Annotated in this window: 17 protein-coding genes; 11 read left to right on the top strand and 6 right to left on the bottom strand. The window is 65.5% G+C overall.

The window, feature by feature from the left end:
* Window positions 1-43 precede the first annotated feature (43 nt).
* The 3 genes from SCD90_RS03210 (at window position 44) to SCD90_RS03220 (ending at window position 2537) form a co-directional block, all read left to right on the top strand.
* Complete coding sequence (locus SCD90_RS03210) at window positions 44-1042, top strand: hypothetical protein (protein ID WP_319843168.1); 999 nt, start codon at window positions 44-46, stop codon at window positions 1040-1042.
* Window positions 1043-1044: 2 nt separating this feature from the next.
* Window positions 1045-1614, top strand: coding sequence for a hypothetical protein (locus SCD90_RS03215; RefSeq protein ID WP_319843169.1), 570 nt, complete (start codon window positions 1045-1047; stop codon window positions 1612-1614).
* Window positions 1615-1727: 113 nt separating this feature from the next.
* On the top strand, window positions 1728-2537 hold the full coding sequence (locus SCD90_RS03220) for a MipA/OmpV family protein (protein WP_319843170.1): 810 nt from the start codon (window positions 1728-1730) through the stop codon (window positions 2535-2537).
* A 15-nt stretch (window positions 2538-2552) separates the two neighbouring features.
* On the opposite strand, the gene SCD90_RS03225 is transcribed toward SCD90_RS03220, so the two are convergent.
* Window positions 2553-2930 (bottom strand): winged helix-turn-helix transcriptional regulator, encoded by a 378-nt coding sequence (locus SCD90_RS03225; RefSeq protein ID WP_319843171.1) that lies wholly within the window; start codon window positions 2928-2930, stop codon window positions 2553-2555.
* 100 nt (window positions 2931-3030) lie between these two features.
* Between SCD90_RS03225 and SCD90_RS03230 the strand changes: the two genes are divergently transcribed.
* On the top strand, window positions 3031-4092 hold the full coding sequence (locus SCD90_RS03230; protein WP_319843172.1) for an SDR family oxidoreductase: 1062 nt from the start codon (window positions 3031-3033) through the stop codon (window positions 4090-4092).
* Between the two features lie 9 nt (window positions 4093-4101).
* Here the strand turns inward: SCD90_RS03230 and SCD90_RS03235 are convergent, their stop codons facing one another.
* Window positions 4102-4839 (bottom strand): SDR family oxidoreductase, encoded by a 738-nt coding sequence (locus SCD90_RS03235; RefSeq protein ID WP_319843173.1) that lies wholly within the window; start codon window positions 4837-4839, stop codon window positions 4102-4104.
* A gap of 156 nt (window positions 4840-4995) precedes the next feature.
* Here SCD90_RS03235 and SCD90_RS03240 point away from each other — a divergent pair, with 156 nt between their 5' ends.
* Window positions 4996-5826 (top strand): alpha/beta fold hydrolase, encoded by an 831-nt coding sequence (locus tag SCD90_RS03240; RefSeq protein ID WP_319843174.1) that lies wholly within the window; start codon window positions 4996-4998, stop codon window positions 5824-5826.
* A 49-nt stretch (window positions 5827-5875) separates the two neighbouring features.
* Here the strand turns inward: SCD90_RS03240 and SCD90_RS03245 are convergent, their stop codons facing one another.
* The gene (locus SCD90_RS03245) at window positions 5876-6448 is read right to left on the bottom strand and encodes an NADPH-dependent FMN reductase (protein WP_319843175.1); all 573 of its coding nucleotides are present in this window, start codon (window positions 6446-6448) and stop codon (window positions 5876-5878) included.
* 116 nt (window positions 6449-6564) lie between these two features.
* Here SCD90_RS03245 and SCD90_RS03250 point away from each other — a divergent pair, with 116 nt between their 5' ends.
* Window positions 6565-7278 carry a gamma-glutamylcyclotransferase gene (locus tag SCD90_RS03250; RefSeq protein ID WP_319843176.1) on the top strand — a complete coding sequence of 238 codons (714 nt, stop codon included), beginning with the start codon at window positions 6565-6567 and terminating at the stop codon, window positions 7276-7278.
* On the opposite strand, the gene SCD90_RS03255 is transcribed toward SCD90_RS03250, so the two are convergent.
* Window positions 7257-7961 (bottom strand): glutathione S-transferase, encoded by a 705-nt coding sequence (locus SCD90_RS03255; protein WP_319843177.1) that lies wholly within the window; start codon window positions 7959-7961, stop codon window positions 7257-7259. The genes SCD90_RS03250 and SCD90_RS03255 overlap by 22 nt on opposite strands.
* Window positions 7962-8037: 76 nt before the next feature.
* On the opposite strand from SCD90_RS03255, the gene SCD90_RS03260 reads away from it, so the two are divergent.
* The 3 genes from SCD90_RS03260 to pabB all read left to right on the top strand — a co-directional run bounded on the left by SCD90_RS03260 (window position 8038) and on the right by pabB (window position 10787).
* Window positions 8038-8433 carry a hypothetical protein gene (locus tag SCD90_RS03260; protein WP_319843178.1) on the top strand — a complete coding sequence of 132 codons (396 nt, stop codon included), beginning with the start codon at window positions 8038-8040 and terminating at the stop codon, window positions 8431-8433.
* Window positions 8434-8503: 70 nt separating this feature from the next.
* Entirely contained in the window at window positions 8504-8944 is a 441-nt protein-coding gene (locus SCD90_RS03265; RefSeq protein WP_319843179.1) for a hypothetical protein, read from the top strand.
* Between the two features lie 64 nt (window positions 8945-9008).
* Window positions 9009-10787 carry an aminodeoxychorismate synthase component I gene (pabB, locus tag SCD90_RS03270; protein WP_319843180.1) on the top strand — a complete coding sequence of 593 codons (1779 nt, stop codon included), beginning with the start codon at window positions 9009-9011 and terminating at the stop codon, window positions 10785-10787.
* 215 nt (window positions 10788-11002) lie between these two features.
* Here pabB and nth read toward each other — a convergent pair whose 3' ends face one another.
* Window positions 11003-11746, bottom strand: coding sequence for an endonuclease III (nth, locus tag SCD90_RS03275; protein WP_319843181.1), 744 nt, complete (start codon window positions 11744-11746; stop codon window positions 11003-11005).
* Between the two features lie 47 nt (window positions 11747-11793).
* Here nth and SCD90_RS03280 point away from each other — a divergent pair, with 47 nt between their 5' ends.
* Window positions 11794-12288 carry a DUF2244 domain-containing protein gene (locus SCD90_RS03280; protein ID WP_319843182.1) on the top strand — a complete coding sequence of 165 codons (495 nt, stop codon included), beginning with the start codon at window positions 11794-11796 and terminating at the stop codon, window positions 12286-12288.
* A 6-nt stretch (window positions 12289-12294) separates the two neighbouring features.
* On the opposite strand, the gene SCD90_RS03285 is transcribed toward SCD90_RS03280, so the two are convergent.
* Window positions 12295-12471, bottom strand: a complete 177-nt coding sequence (locus SCD90_RS03285) for a hypothetical protein (RefSeq protein WP_319843183.1) — start codon at window positions 12469-12471, stop codon at window positions 12295-12297.
* A 271-nt stretch (window positions 12472-12742) separates the two neighbouring features.
* On the opposite strand from SCD90_RS03285, the gene SCD90_RS03290 reads away from it, so the two are divergent.
* On the top strand, window positions 12743-13906 hold the full coding sequence (locus SCD90_RS03290; RefSeq protein ID WP_319843184.1) for a hypothetical protein: 1164 nt from the start codon (window positions 12743-12745) through the stop codon (window positions 13904-13906).
* Window positions 13907-14035: the final 129 nt, after the last annotated feature.

Consider the following 14035-nt stretch of genomic DNA (forward strand, 5'->3'; position numbering starts at 1 on the left):
CAGAGCCATCAAGATAGTCTATCCAGCAATCTTCGGGGGCAAGATGGCAGATCGTTACTTCAGTTTGATGAGAGCCGGAATGGGACGCTTTCCAGCGGTGGACGCTGTTGTTCGATTAGCGACTCTGACCGAAGCTGTTCAGCACTACTACGCCAAAGGTGAAGCGATCTCCTTTGTCACCACGAGCGGAAGCGCGGAGGATCATCGTAACGCTATTATCATTGCAGATGTTGAAGATACTCCCCTTTATTTCTCGATATTGATGGTTCGTGGAGATCCAGGCAGAACGATTCCGGGATTTGTCAACCTACGGACCCGCAAGGTGACGACTATACGATCCGATGAACCTGACTCCGTGCGCGGTTCCTCTTGTCATCTAGTCATATCAAAGCAAGAAATCGCGGCAGGTAGGGAGCAAGGATCCTATCGGATGGTGATGGAGCAGGCGACGGGTATAAGCCGAATACTCGCCCGAGATTTCCTCGGATCCCTGCTCACGCGGTTTGCCGCCGACCACGGGGGTCGGTTCGTGGCTATCAAAAAAGTCAAGAAGCGTGGTGAGCAGCCGGAGGAGATCGAGTATCGACCCACAGTACGATTTCACCCACAACAGAATGCGAGCTTAAAGAGTGATCTGGAAGAAGGGAAAATCGGCGGCTTTAAGCTTGTAAGAGGAATAACTGATTTCACCGGCGAAGCGGATGAACCACGGGTACAGAAGCTGGATGTTCAATTACGCGCGCAGATCGATCCGACAAACGAATTTGGAAAGGTGCGCGCATTGGTTGAACGCATTCGATCTGCAATCGCCGACGTGGAATTCGAGGCTCTCAAGCTGGAGCTTGTTGACGACGGTGGAGCTCCTATCACCAATCCGAGGGTAATCGAATTAGTGGATATGGATGACTCTGACATGCGCTATTGCAAACGGCTGCCGATCAAGGACGCCAATTCTGCGACCGACGAAGTTTATGTAGACCTACATGAAGACATTCTGAATTCCGCAAAGACAATAATATCTGCTGACTCACACTGGAATTAGATATGTGGTGGATTACAGAACTACTGTCATCTACTAGGTTTTTGGCGATACAGGGTGATCGCGGATTTTGGCATTCCAAGAGGGTCTATGAGGTCGCGCTGCCGCTAGCGTTTGCGAGCGCAATGCTCGTTCTCTATGTCTGGAACCCTTGCTTGTTCAACGCTAAAGCACTTCAAACAGCGCCTGACAAGCTCTTCCAGTTTATGATTTTTGTGGTGCCCTTCCACTTGGCTGCTTTAGCAGCATTCTCAACATTTAACAGACCGGTCTTGGACCAACAGCTGAAGGGAACATCGGCGCAACTGCGCCACTGGAGCAATTCAGACAATGAGTATCAGTATAAACATCTTAGCTTGAGGCAGTATGTCAGCCTATTGTTCGGATATCTTTGTACAATAGGAATTTTATTCATTGTAATATACATCGTCTTTTCTGTGTTTTCTCTGGATATTGGATCAGATCTTACATCCCGCAGCGCGTCCATGTTCATGCTGATGTTTTTCATCGCGCATTATAGCTTGATGAGCATTTACGCTATAACTTTCCTCTTCGCGAAGGTGAACGAGATCTGATGGTGCTGATCAGCGAAGGCGGCAACCTCGTGTCTCAATTCGCTCACACCAGCAATGACCGATGCCTTGCGCTGTGTCATAGCTCTAGAGACTTGGTCAGCTCGGAAGCTCTCATGACACGCGTTTTGTTCTCTGCCGCGCTCCTCGCAGCGTTCGCCGCCGCCACCCACACCGCCTCCGCAGCGGACGCCCTGCTCGACCCCACGCCCATGGCGAACGCGGACACCGATCTCGTCATCATCATCGGTGCGGGCGGGCGGTTTCAGCCGGCTTATGAGGGCGCGTCGGAGACGGAGGTTTCGCCCTTCCCCATCATCGACCTGGAATATCTCCGCATCCCGGGCCTCGGCCAGTTCGGCGGGAAGAAGGGCGGCGGGTTTTCCATCGGGGCGAGCTTCGAGAGTGTCGGCGAGCGCGACAGCAGCGAATATGACGATCTGGAGGGGCTGAACGACGTCAGCGCCACCTACCAGCTGGGCGTGAAGGCCGGCTATGAATGGGACTTCGCGGAGATCTATGGCGCGGCGCGCTATGCCTTCGGCGGCGCCCATGGTGTCGTGGGCGAGATCGGCGCCAATGCCATCTTCCGCCCCTCCGCGCAGTGGGAGATCAAGGCCGGCCCGGTCGTGGCCTTTGCCAGTTCCGACTACATGGATACCTATTTCAGCGTGACGCCGGGCGAGAGCATCAACACCGGCGGCCGGCTCGGCGCCTATGAGGCCAAGGGCGGCCTCAAGTCCGCCGGCGTGGTGGCCGAGGCGCGCTATGAGTTCCGGCCCGACTGGTTCGTCAACGCCGACGCCTCCTACACCCGCCTCGTGGGCGATGCGGCGGACAGCCCCATCGTGTCCGACGCCGGCGACGAGAACCAGTTCACCTTCGGCCTCGGCCTCTCCAAGCGCTTCTCGCTCGACCTGTTCTGAGCCGCGCCGGACGCGTCAGCGCCGTGAGGTCGGGCGGCGCACCAGCTGGTCCAGCGCATCGGCGTTGAGGCGTCCCCATTCGTAGAGCCGCTCCACCGGCTCCACGAAGCGGGCGCCGAGCGCGCTCAGGCGGTATTCGACGGCCGGCGGCACCGTGCCCTGCACATGGCGGGTGATGAGCCCGCTGGCCTCCATCTCCCGCAGGGTCTGCGTCAGCATCTTCTTCGAGATGCCGGGAAGGCTGCGCTGCAGCACGCCCGTGCGCGCCGCGCCGCCATGGCGTGCGTGCAGCGTGTGCAGGATCATGCTGGTCCATTTGGTGGCGAACAGTTCCAGCACGCGCCGGGGCGCGCAGTCCTCGCGCCAGCCTTCCTCCGCGCTTCCCGCGTCCATGTGGATCCCTTTCGGTGCCTAGGTTCCTGATTGGTGCCGTCTGGCAGAGATGGGCGCCCGCGCCTAGCTCTCAAGCCTGACAACGAAACGGGAGATGGTGATGGCCGGCACGGCATTGGTGGTGGGCGCGAGCGGGATCGTCGGCAGCGCAACGGCGGCGCTTCTGGTGCGCGAGGGCTGGACGGTGCTGGGGCTGGCGCGGCGACCCGTGGCGCAGGAGGGCGTGCGGCCCGTGGTCGCCGACCTGCAGGACGCATCAGCGACGGCGGCGGCTTTGGCCGGAGAGACGCCCGACGCGGTGTTCATCACCACATGGCTGCGGCAGAATAGCGAGGCGGAGAACATCCGCGTCAACGCCGCCATGGTGCGCAACCTGCTGGACGGGCTGCGCCCGGGCGGCAGCGTCCGCCATGTCGCGCTCGTCACCGGGCTGAAGCACTATCTCGGCCCGTTCGAGGCCTATGGCAAAGGCGCGCTGCCGCAGACCCCGTTCCGCGAGGAGCAGGGCCGGCTCGACGTCGAGAACTTCTACTACGCGCAGGAGGACGAGGTGTTCGCCGCCGCCGCGCGCGACGGTTTCGGCTGGAGCGTGCATCGCCCCCACACCGTCATCGGGCAGGCCGTCGGCAACGCCATGAACATGGGCACCACCCTGGCGGCCTACGCCACATTGTGCCGCGAGACGGGGCGGCCCTTCGTGTTCCCCGGGTCCGCCGCGCAGTGGAACGGGCTGACCGACATGACCGATGCCGGCCTGCTGGCAAAGCAATTGCTGTGGGCGGCGACCACGCCCGCGGCGCGCAACGAGGCGTTCAACGTCGTCAACGGCGATGTCTTCCGCTGGAGCTGGATGTGGGGCCGCATCGCCGACTGGTTCGGCGTTGAGGCGGCGCCGTTCGACGGTACGGTGCGGCCGCTGGAACAGCAGATGGCCGGAGACGGGCCCGTATGGCGGCGCATCGCCGAGCGCGAGGGTCTGGCCGAGCCCGACCTCTCGCGCCTGGCATCGCCCTGGCACACGGATGCGGATCTCGGCCGGCCGATCGAGGTGGTCACGGACATGGGCAAGAGCCGGCGGCTGGGCTTCACCGCCTACCAGCCGACCGACGACGCCTTCTACGACCTGTTCGCCCGGCTGCGCGCCGAGCGGCTGATCCCCTGACGGCGCGGACTACACCACGCCGCCATTCGCGCGGATCACCTGCCCGTTGACCCAGCCGCCGTCCGGCCCGAGCAGGAACGACACCACGCCCGCGATGTCCTCCGGCTCTCCGAGCCGCCCCAGCGGGATCAGCCTGGTCAGGCCCGCCACCTGCTCCTCGGTCTTGCCGCCGAGGAACAGCTCCGTCGCCACCGGGCCGGGCGCGACCGTGTTGACGGTGATGCGCTTCGGCCCGAGTTCCTTGGCCATGATGTGCGTCAAGGTTTCCACCGCAGCCTTGGTGGCCGCGTAGATGCCGTAGCCCGGCAGTTTCATGCCCACCACGCTGGTGGAGAAGTTGACCACCCGCCCGCCATCGCGAATGCGGCGGCCGCCCGCGCGCATGCCGTTGAACACGCCCTTGAGGTTCGTCGCCACCATGGCGTCGAACTGCTCGTCGGTCGCCTCCGCCAGCGGGGCGAGGGTCATGATGCCGGCATTGTTGACGATGGCGTCGACGCCGCCAAAGGCCCGTTCCGTCTCGTCGAACAGCCGCGCCACGGCTTTGGCGTCGGCCACATCGGCCTGCACCGCGATGGCGCGCCCGCCGGAGGCGTTGATGCGCTCCGCCAGTTCGCGCGCCGGGGCTTCGCTGCCGGCATAGTTGATGGTTACCGCAAAGCCGTCGCGGGCCAGCCGCTCGGCGATGGCGGCACCGATGCCTCGCGAGGCGCCCGTGACGATGGCGGCCTTGTTCGCGTGTTCCATTCTGTCCTCCTCCGACCCCTGCCGTCCTGGTCATATCGGCTTCGCGAAAAAGCGCTACCAAACCCGTGGCCGGCGGCGCTTGATGCGGGGCCCTCCCGCTGCCCTTCGATGCAGCACCGGGACGCAAAGCCAGCACCGCATCGGAGGAAGTGTGACATGAGCACGATCACCACCAGGGACGGCACGGAAATCTTCTACAAGGACTGGGGTTCCAAGGACGCGCAGCCCATCGTCTTTCATCACGGCTGGCCGCTCACCGCGGACGACTGGGACGCCCAGATGATGTTCTTCCTGGGCGAGGGCTACCGCGTCATCGCGCATGACCGCCGCGGCCATGGCCGCTCCACCCAGACCGATACCGGCAACGAGATGGACACCTACGCCGCGGACGTGATCGAACTGGCCGCGGCGCTGGACCTCCGCAACGCCGTTCACATCGGCCATTCGACCGGCGGCGGCGAGGTCGCGCATTACGTGGCGCGCGCCGAAGCCGGCCGCGTCGCGAAGGCGGTGCTGATCGGCGCCGTTCCTCCGATCATGGTCAAGACCGAAGCCAATCCGGGCGGCCTGCCGCTGGAGGTGTTCGACGGCTTCCGCGCGGCTACCGCCGCCAATCGCGCGCAGTTCTTCGTCGATGTGCCGACCGGGCCGTTCTACGGCTTCAACCGTCCGGGCGCGAAGGTCAGCCAGGGGGTCATCGACAATTGGTGGCGCCAGGGCATGATGGGCGGCATCAAGGCCGAGTACGACTGCATCAAGGCCTTCTCGGAAACCGATTTCACCGAAGACCTGAAGGCCATCGACGTGCCGGTGCTGGTGATGCACGGCGACGACGACCAGATCGTGCCTTACGCCGATTCCGCGCCTCTGGCGGCTGCCCTGCTGAAGAACGGCACGCTGAAGACCTATGAAGGCCTGCCGCACGGCATGTGCACCACCCATGCCGAGATCATCAATCCCGATCTGCTGGCCTTCATCAGGGGCTGAGCCCTCTTCGCAAAAGCGCATCGCGGCCGTGGCCGCGATGCGTGGGAGATCAGGCCGCCCTGGCGGCTCCGCTGACCAGCGCCACCCAGTCTTCGAGCGCCCGGATCTTCTTGGCATGGAACGCGCGGACCTTCTCGTCGGCGAACGCTCCGTCGGCACCCACGAGATCGTCGGTGAACTGGATATAGGCCTCCGGCTGCCCGATCAGGCGCACATCGAGAACGCCGAGCAGATTGCGCAGGTTGGACTGCGCGCCGCCGGTGGCGACGCCGCTGGAGGAGGAGCCTGTGATGGCGCCCGGCTTGCCGGCCCATGAGTTCTTGCCATAGGGGCGCGAGGCCCAGTGCAGCGCGTTGAGCAGCACGGGCGTGGGCTGGCGGTTGTATTCCGGCGTCACGAACAGGAAGCCGTCGGCGGCCCGGACCTCGGCGCGCAGGCGGGCGACGCTCTCCGGCGGCGTGTCCGTGTCGAGATCCTGATTGTAGAGCGGCAGGTCGTCGATGCGCAGTTCCTCGAACGCGAAGTCCTCGCGCGCCAGAGCCGCCAGCGCGTGGCCGACCTTGCGGTTGATCGAGTCCTTGCGGTTGCTGCCGACGACGAGGCGGATGTTGAAGCGGGCCATGGTGAGGACTTCTCCGGAAAAGGCGTGTTGCCGCTCAAGTTAGCGTGCATCCCTTCCGCCGCAACTGTCCGCTGTGCATGCTTCACGATGCACCGCCGCAATGCCAGTATCGGGGAATGGCAGACCAAGTCCGCAATGTCCTGACCCGCGACACCATCGAAGGCGACTTCATTCGCCGCATGCTGCAGGAAAGCGGCCTGCCCTATCAGATCCGCACGGATGCCGAGCTCGAGGAGAGCCTGGAGAGCACGCTGCGCCAGAGGCCCGGCGGGCCGGTGATGGCTGGCGAGGATGTCTGGCTGTTCGCCTATGGCTCGCTGATCTGGAACCCGGCCTTCGAGTTCAAGGACCGTTCGACCGGCACCATCCACACCTGGCATCGGCGTTTCTGCCTGTCCACGCCCATGGGGCGCGGCTCGCCCGAGCATCCCGGACTGGTTCTGGGGCTGGACCGTGGCGGCTCGTGCCGGGGCGTGGCCTACCGCATCGCGGCCCACAAGGTGCGGCGCGAACTGCAGGTGGTGTGGCTGCGCGAGATGATCGCGGACAGCTATCTCCCGCGCTGGGTGCATGTGCGCAACGGCGCGGACAGCTTTCTCGCGGTGACCTTCACCATCAATCCCTTGTCCGACAACTATCAGCCGAAGATCACCCTGGCCGAGACAGCGGACCGCATCGCAATCGCGCGCGGCGATCTCGGCTCCAGCGCCGATTACCTGTTCCAGACCTTGGAAGGGCTGGAGACCTGCGGCATCCGTGATGTGTGGATGAGCCGGCTGGCCTGCCTCGTGCGGGAGCGGCTGGCCGCTCAGCCGTCCAGTTCGGGATAGCGGCGGAAGATGCCGTCTTCGCTGAAGGGGATGCGGCGCGGGCTCTGCAGGTAAGCGCGGATGCGCGGCAGTTCTGCCACCGCGTCGTGCAGCGCCATCACCTTCGGAGCCTTTGCCAGCGCCCGTTCCGCTGCTCTCGGGAAGGCGTAGCGCAGCCCCTCCACCAGCTGGAACAGCGAGAGATCGGCATAGGTGTTCTCGGCACCGACAAGACGGCCGGGACCTGCGGGATTGCGCGCCAGCACGGTCTCCAGCCAGCCGAGGAATTTGGGAATGCGGTTGTCGCGGAAGTCGGTTGCGCGGCGCGCCGCCTCGGGCTTCTGGTCCTCGTAATACAGCCCGTTGCCCACGGGATGATGCGTGTCGTGCGCCTCGGCCACCATGTCGGCGATGGTGAGCTGGATCTGATGGGTCCAGAGCCGTCCGCCTGCGTCTGAGGGCGCGAGGCCGAACCTGTCGCCCAGATGGAGCAGGATGTTGGCGACCTGTCCGACGACGAGGTCGCCATCCTTCAGGAAAGGCGGCGCGAACGCGGGCGTTGGTCCCTCGTGCATCGCCGAGAACATGGCCTCTACGCCATCCTCGCGCGCCACGTCGCGGTACGGCGCTCCGGCCTGCTCCAGCGCGAGCCGCACGAATTCTCCGCGCCCCTGAATGGTCGGCCAATAGTAGAGCAACAGCATCGTCGTCCTTTCCCTCATGGCGCACGGGCGAGGAATTGGCTAAGAGCCGGGCACAGCGCATTGCACCGGATCCGTCATGCCCAAGATCAAGCTAACGAATATTGTCGGCGTTCAGGTCCAGTCGAAGGACGAGACCTTCTCCATTCTCGGGCGCGACGGCGCCGGGCGCGAGGTCGTGGTGGAGCTTCCGCTGTCCGCCGCCCGCAAACTGGCCGCCGAGACCCGGCGCATCGCCATGGTGCGGCCGAAGACGCCAAACCCGGTGCCGCAGGTTCCCGGCCAGACCGGCGAGGTCGTCCCGCTCGACATCCGCACCGCTGCCGTGGGCACGCTGACGCCGCCCGCCGGTCCTGCCGTCGCCATCGTGTTCGACCAGGGCGAGGAAACGGAGCTGGCCTTCCGCCTGCCGGCCGCAGGCGCGCTGGAGCTGGGTCACCTGCTCGTCAAGGAAGGCGAGAAGCTGAAACGCTGAGCCGGCGAAACCTTCCCCTTACCTGTCGCGTTCAAGCACCTGAGACCCTAACCACCCGGCAGGTAACGACATGGCATTCTGGAGCACGTCCCGCACGTCCGATCTTCAGGCACGGATCGACGAGCTGCAGAGCAGCCTCACGGAGTTGAACCATCTGGTCGGCGAGGGCGCCGAGACGGCCGGCAAGCGTGCGGTGAAGACTGCCCATGCGGTCGAGGCGCGGGCGTCCAGCGGCGCGCATGATGTGCTCTCGGCTGTAAGCCCCCTGCTCGGCGACCTCGGGCGCCAGCTCGAAGGCATCCTCACCGCCGTTACTGCCCTGTCAGGCAGCTTTGGCGGACTGGCCCGCAAAGCCGGCAAGGAGAGCCGCGCGGCCTACAGCACCGTGGAAACGAAGGTCGAGGACAATGCCATGGTCGCCGTGCTTGCAGCCGCCGGCATCGGCTTCCTGATCGGTGCGGCGGTGGGCGGCACGGCAGCCGCACAGCGCCGGCCGCGCAACCCTTCCTGAATTCAGCACCCGGGCAGAAGGTCGGCGCTCGTCGCCGGCTATTCCAGGCAGTATACCGCCCGGCATGAGCGAGCCGGGCACCCTTATCCTGCACGACAACAGCGCCTCGGGCGGGTCGAGCCTGCTGTTTCGCTGGCCGCATCGCGTGCTCACCACCTGCAACGCCTTGGAAGCGCCGGGCCTGATCGCCGAGGCGGAGGCGGCGCTTGCACGTGGCCAGCACATTGCGGGCTTCCTGTCCTACGAACTCGGCCTGCTGTTCGAGGAGCGTCTGGCAGGGCTGCTGCCGAGCCGCTCATCGTTTCCGCTGCTGTGGCTCGGCATCTACGATGCTCCGGACGTGCTTACCCGCGCCGAGGCATGGAGCTGGATCGGCGGGAACTGCGGCCCTGAACGCCCGGTCATCGCGGACCTCGCGATCGGCGTGTCGCGAGAGGAGTACGGCACCGCCTTTCGGCAAGTGATGCGGTTCATCCACGCGGGCGACGTCTACCAGGTCAACCTGACCATGCCGGCGGGCTTCCGGCTGCAGGGCGACGCAATGGCGCTCTACCGCGACCTCTGCCTGCGGCAGGAGGTGGCTCACGGCGCCTGGCTCGACACCGGCGAGCACCGGGTGCTGTCGCTGTCGCCGGAACTGTTCGTCGCGAACACCGGCGGACGGCTGGTTACTCGCCCCATGAAGGGCACCATCGCACGCGGCCGGGACGATGAGTCGGATGCGGAGAAGGTGCAGCAGCTTCGCGCCGACGAGAAGTCCCGCGCCGAGAACCTCATGATCGTGGACCTCCTGCGCAACGATCTAGGCCGAGTGGCCAAACTCGGCAGCGTGGAGGTGGACGCCCTCTTTGCCGTAGAGACCTATGCGTCCCTCCACCAGATGACCTCGACGGTGAGTGCGCAGCTCGAATCCTCGAACGGGATCAGGGAGATCCTGGCAGCGCTGTTCCCGTGCGGCTCCGTCACCGGGGCGCCGAAGATCCGCGCGATGCAGATCATCCACGATGTCGAGGCGGGGCCGCGCGGTCTCTACACCGGCAGCATCGGGCACATCGCGCCGGGCGGCGATTTTCGCTTCAACGTGGCGATCCGCACCGCTGTCATTGATGTGGATGGCAATGGCCGCATTGGCGTGGGCGGCGGTGTGGTGGCGGATTCCGAGGAGCAGGCGGAATATGAGGAAGCGCTGCTGAAGCTGCGCTTCCTGCAGGGCGTGCACGAGCCGTTCGGACTGATCGAGACCTTCGCCTATGACGGCACGTCGCTGGTCCTCGAGGAGCGGCATCTGTCCCGGATGTGCGCTTCGGCAGCGGACCTCGGCCTGCCCTGCGACCGGCAGGGTGCAGAGGCGGCGTTGTTCGGCGCCCTCGCGGGCCGCAGCGAACCGGCCCGCGTGCGCCTGTTGCTCCGAGAGGATGGCGGGTTCGATGTGGCCGTCACCGATCTCAAGCCCATGACCGAGCTCAGCTTCACCATTGCGCCGCTGCCGGTGCACAGCGCCGATCCCCTGCTCCGGCACAAGACCACGCGTCGCGCCGTCTATGACGTGCCGCGCGCCGACGCCGCTCGCCGGCTGGGGGTGGATGAGGTGGTCTTCCTCAACGAGCGGGGGGAACTGACCGAAGGCAGCTTCACCAATCTGTTTGTGCAGAAAGACGGACGGCTGCTGACGCCGCCTGTCAGTTCCGGCCTCCTGCCCGGCACCCTGCGGGCCGAGTTGCTGGACACCGGGAGGGCCCATGAAGCCGTGCTGAACCTCGCCGCCCTTGAAGACGCCGACGCGGTGTTCTTCGGCAATTCCGTGCGCGGCCTGCTCCCCGCGCGCTGGGTGCGTATGGCCTAGTCGATTTCATTCAACGGTGGGTAAGCAGCAGGCTTAGCACCACGTCGGAGCGTATGGGTTCCGGCCTTCGCCGGAACGCCCGGATCAGCTCCGAAGCCCAAGCATGTGAACTGCGTCCCGGCGAAGGCCGGGCCCCACACCCTGTGACCGACCGGCTCCTGGCTCATTGCCTGCCGCTCTCCTCTAGCGCAGCTCAGCAGACAGCGCTCCGGACACTATCGCGGCGGCAGCAGCGCCCGCGCTGGCTTCTCCACCGGAGCCGGCGTCTTCGGCTCGTAGCGGCAGATGTCGCTGATCAGGCAGCGCCAGCATTCCGGCGTGCGGGCCTTGCACACATAGCGCCCGTGCAGGATCAGCCAGTGATGGGCGTGCAGCAGCGCCCATTTCGGCACCCGCTTCTCCAGCGCCAGTTCCACTTTCAGCACGTCCGCCCCGGGCGCAAGTCCGGTGCGGTTGCCGACGCGGAACAGATGGGTGTCCACCGCGATGGTCGGTTGGCCGAAGAAGATGTTCAGCACCACGTTCGCCGTCTTGCGGCCCACGCCGGGCAGCGCCTCCAGCGCCTCGCGGGTGGCCGGCACCTCGCCGTCATGGTTCGCGATCAGCTGCTCGGACAGCGCCACCACGTTCTTCGCCTTGGTGTTGAACAGGCCGATGGTGCGGATGTAGCGGGAGACGCCCTCCACACCGAGCGCCGCCATCTTCTCGGGGGTATCGGCGATGGCGAACAGCGCACGCGTCGCCTTGTTGACGCCGGCATCGGTCGCCTGCGCCGAGAGCACGACCGCCACCAGCAGGGTGAAGGCGTTGACGTATTCCAGCTCTCCCTTCGGCTCGGGATTGGCGGACTGGAAGCGGCGGAACACCTCTTCGATCTCGGCGCGGGTCAGCGTGCGGCTTCGCCGTTTCGGCGCTGGCGGCGGTGGGCTGGAGATAGCAGGCGGCTGGCGCGACGTCATCTCCGCGCTAATATGATGGCTGTGCGCCACCGGCAAGGATTGGCCCGATGACCTACACCCCGGAGGATGTGGAGCTCTACCGCACGGTGCTGCGTCCGCATCGCTCGCTCGGCCCCACGGGCTTTCGCGTGCTGATGATCGCGGTGGGCGCCGCCTCGGCCGTGGCCAGCATTCCCTTCTTCATCGTGGGAGCCTGGCCGGTCGTCGGCTTCTTCGGCCTCGACGTGCTGCTGCTCTATCTCGCTTTCCGCTGGAGCTACCGCACGGCGCGCGCCCGCGAGGAACTGGCGCTGACCCATTTCGAACTCAGCGTGCGCAAGGTCTCGCACTGGGGCGAGCACGCGGAATGGCGCTTCAACCCCTCATGGGTGCGCCTGCACCGCGAGGTGGATGAGGATTACGGGCTTCAGCGTGTGGCTATCGTGGAACGGCAGACGCATCTGAACATCGGCGGCTTCCTTGCGCCGGAGGACCGGGCCGCGTTCGCACGCGATTTCGGCGCCGCTCTCAGCGAAGCCAAGCGCGGGCCCCGCTACACCTGAAGGCGCTTAGAAGCGGCGGCGCACCCTGTTGTAGAAATAGGCCACAGCCGCAGCCGCAAGTGCTGCCAGCAGGGCGAAAAACAGGATGATCACGCCGACCGCGCCGAGCACGGACTGGAACGTGTCCCAGAAGCCGATCTGGCCCACCATGATGGCCAGGATGATGATGATCAGGATCGGCATAAGTGGGTCCCCGTCGGAAGCGCGTCCCAGCTTCAGGCCCGTCGCGCCAGGCGTCAATGGATGGGGATGACCTCACCCTGCACCAAGGCTGCGTGGCGCCGTACATCGGGCGGATTGTCACTTGTACAGGCACGCCGCGTTAACCTGGTTCCGCCCGACAACCTTAAACTTAAGTAGAAGCTGGAACGATTCGGATGAACCTCCGTTGGATTACACAGGACGGGGTCGTTGTTAATGAGGCTCAACGGCTCCGAGACCGGCGGAGAACAACATGTTTAACAACGGATCCCGTAAGATGATGTACGCGGCCAGCGCGGTCGCGATTGTATTGGCGATGAGCACCACGGCGGATGCATTGAGCCTTGGACTTGGCGGCGGAAGCCGCGGCGGTTCAAGCACCGGATCCGGCGCCAGCAGCGGCGGCAGCACGGGCGGAAGTTCGGCCGGCTCGACCAGCCGCGGCGGCGTGGGTGTTGGTGTCGGGCGCACCGGCAGCGGTGGTCTGGGTGTCGGCGTCAGCGTCGGCGGCGCGCGCGGCGCGAATGTCGGGGCCAGCATCGGCGGCAGCAGTGCAGCTTCGGTCGGCGTTGGCATCGGCGGTAGCACGAGCGTCGGCGCAACCGTCGGAAGCCGAACTTCGGCAGCCTCTGTCGGTGCCAATATCGGCAGCGCGGCGAAGGCCGGCGCCACCGTCGGTTCCGGAGAGGAGGCCGCAGACGTAGATGTGCGGCTGCTGGACGAACAGGAGGAAGGCATCCGGGCCCGCGCCCGTGTCGGCTCCCGCGAACGGCCGGCTGATGTCCGTGCCCGTATCGGTAGCCGCGAGCGGCAGGCCCTTCGCGCCCGCGCCACGGTCGGAGGCGATGACAGCGTGGCCGACGTGAATGTCGGCGCTCTCAACGATGCCGCGAAGGCGCGCGTCCGGGTCGGAGCACGTGATCGCGCTCCCGTGGATGCCAATGCCACCATCGGTCGCCGCGAAGCCAGCGCGCTCCGTGCCAAGGCCACCGTGGGCGGAGAGGACAGCGTTGCCAATGTTGGCGTCGGCGCGCTGAACAACGCTGCGCGTGCCAACGCCACGATCGGCGGGACGCAGCAAGCCGTGAAGGTCAACGCCAAGCTGCCCGGCGCCATCAAGGCTAGGGTCACCGTCGGTGGAGACAGCGTGGCCGATGTCCGTGTCGGCGCGCTCGACACTGTGCGGGCTCGCGCCACCATCGGCGGCGGCAGCGTGGCCGATGTCGGCATCGGTATCGGCGGCGGCGGCAATGGCGGCGGCACTGGCGGAAATCCGGGGAACGGCGGAAATCCCGGCAATGGCGGGAACCCCGGCGGCGGAAACGGCGGCAACAATGGCGGCCAGTCGGCCTCCAACGGAGATGGCGGGCCGGACGGCTGCGATCGCACCATTGCCCGCAGCGGCCGCTGCTACTGAGCCAAACTCCGATGCAAGAATGAGGCGCGGCTCCGGCCGCGCCTTTTGCATTCCGCGGGCCCGCCCTGCGGCACAGTCATTGCTTTTTCTCACGCTGTGCCTATGGTGCGCGCCAAATCGTAAACAGCG

Origin of the sequence: Terrihabitans rhizophilus (genome assembly GCF_033898525.1) — a bacterium.
GTDB lineage: Bacteria > Pseudomonadota > Alphaproteobacteria > Rhizobiales > Methylopilaceae > Flaviflagellibacter > Flaviflagellibacter rhizophilus.

Coding starts and splice junctions, on each gene's coding strand:
- SCD90_RS03210 (WP_319843168.1), top strand. CDS start 44: ATGGCAGATCGTTACTTCAGTTTGATGAGAGCCGGAATGGGACGCTTT.
- SCD90_RS03215 (WP_319843169.1), top strand. CDS start 1,045: ATGTGGTGGATTACAGAACTACTGTCATCTACTAGGTTTTTGGCGATA.
- SCD90_RS03220 (WP_319843170.1), top strand. CDS start 1,728: ATGACACGCGTTTTGTTCTCTGCCGCGCTCCTCGCAGCGTTCGCCGCC.
- SCD90_RS03225 (WP_319843171.1), bottom strand. CDS start 2,930: ATGGACGCGGGAAGCGCGGAGGAAGGCTGGCGCGAGGACTGCGCGCCC.
- SCD90_RS03230 (WP_319843172.1), top strand. CDS start 3,031: ATGGCCGGCACGGCATTGGTGGTGGGCGCGAGCGGGATCGTCGGCAGC.
- SCD90_RS03235 (WP_319843173.1), bottom strand. CDS start 4,839: ATGGAACACGCGAACAAGGCCGCCATCGTCACGGGCGCCTCGCGAGGC.
- SCD90_RS03240 (WP_319843174.1), top strand. CDS start 4,996: ATGAGCACGATCACCACCAGGGACGGCACGGAAATCTTCTACAAGGAC.
- SCD90_RS03245 (WP_319843175.1), bottom strand. CDS start 6,448: ATGGCCCGCTTCAACATCCGCCTCGTCGTCGGCAGCAACCGCAAGGAC.
- SCD90_RS03250 (WP_319843176.1), top strand. CDS start 6,565: ATGGCAGACCAAGTCCGCAATGTCCTGACCCGCGACACCATCGAAGGC.
- SCD90_RS03255 (WP_319843177.1), bottom strand. CDS start 7,961: ATGCTGTTGCTCTACTATTGGCCGACCATTCAGGGGCGCGGAGAATTC.
- SCD90_RS03260 (WP_319843178.1), top strand. CDS start 8,038: ATGCCCAAGATCAAGCTAACGAATATTGTCGGCGTTCAGGTCCAGTCG.
- SCD90_RS03265 (WP_319843179.1), top strand. CDS start 8,504: ATGGCATTCTGGAGCACGTCCCGCACGTCCGATCTTCAGGCACGGATC.
- pabB (WP_319843180.1), top strand. CDS start 9,009: ATGAGCGAGCCGGGCACCCTTATCCTGCACGACAACAGCGCCTCGGGC.
- nth (WP_319843181.1), bottom strand. CDS start 11,746: ATGACGTCGCGCCAGCCGCCTGCTATCTCCAGCCCACCGCCGCCAGCG.
- SCD90_RS03280 (WP_319843182.1), top strand. CDS start 11,794: ATGACCTACACCCCGGAGGATGTGGAGCTCTACCGCACGGTGCTGCGT.
- SCD90_RS03285 (WP_319843183.1), bottom strand. CDS start 12,471: ATGCCGATCCTGATCATCATCATCCTGGCCATCATGGTGGGCCAGATC.
- SCD90_RS03290 (WP_319843184.1), top strand. CDS start 12,743: ATGTTTAACAACGGATCCCGTAAGATGATGTACGCGGCCAGCGCGGTC.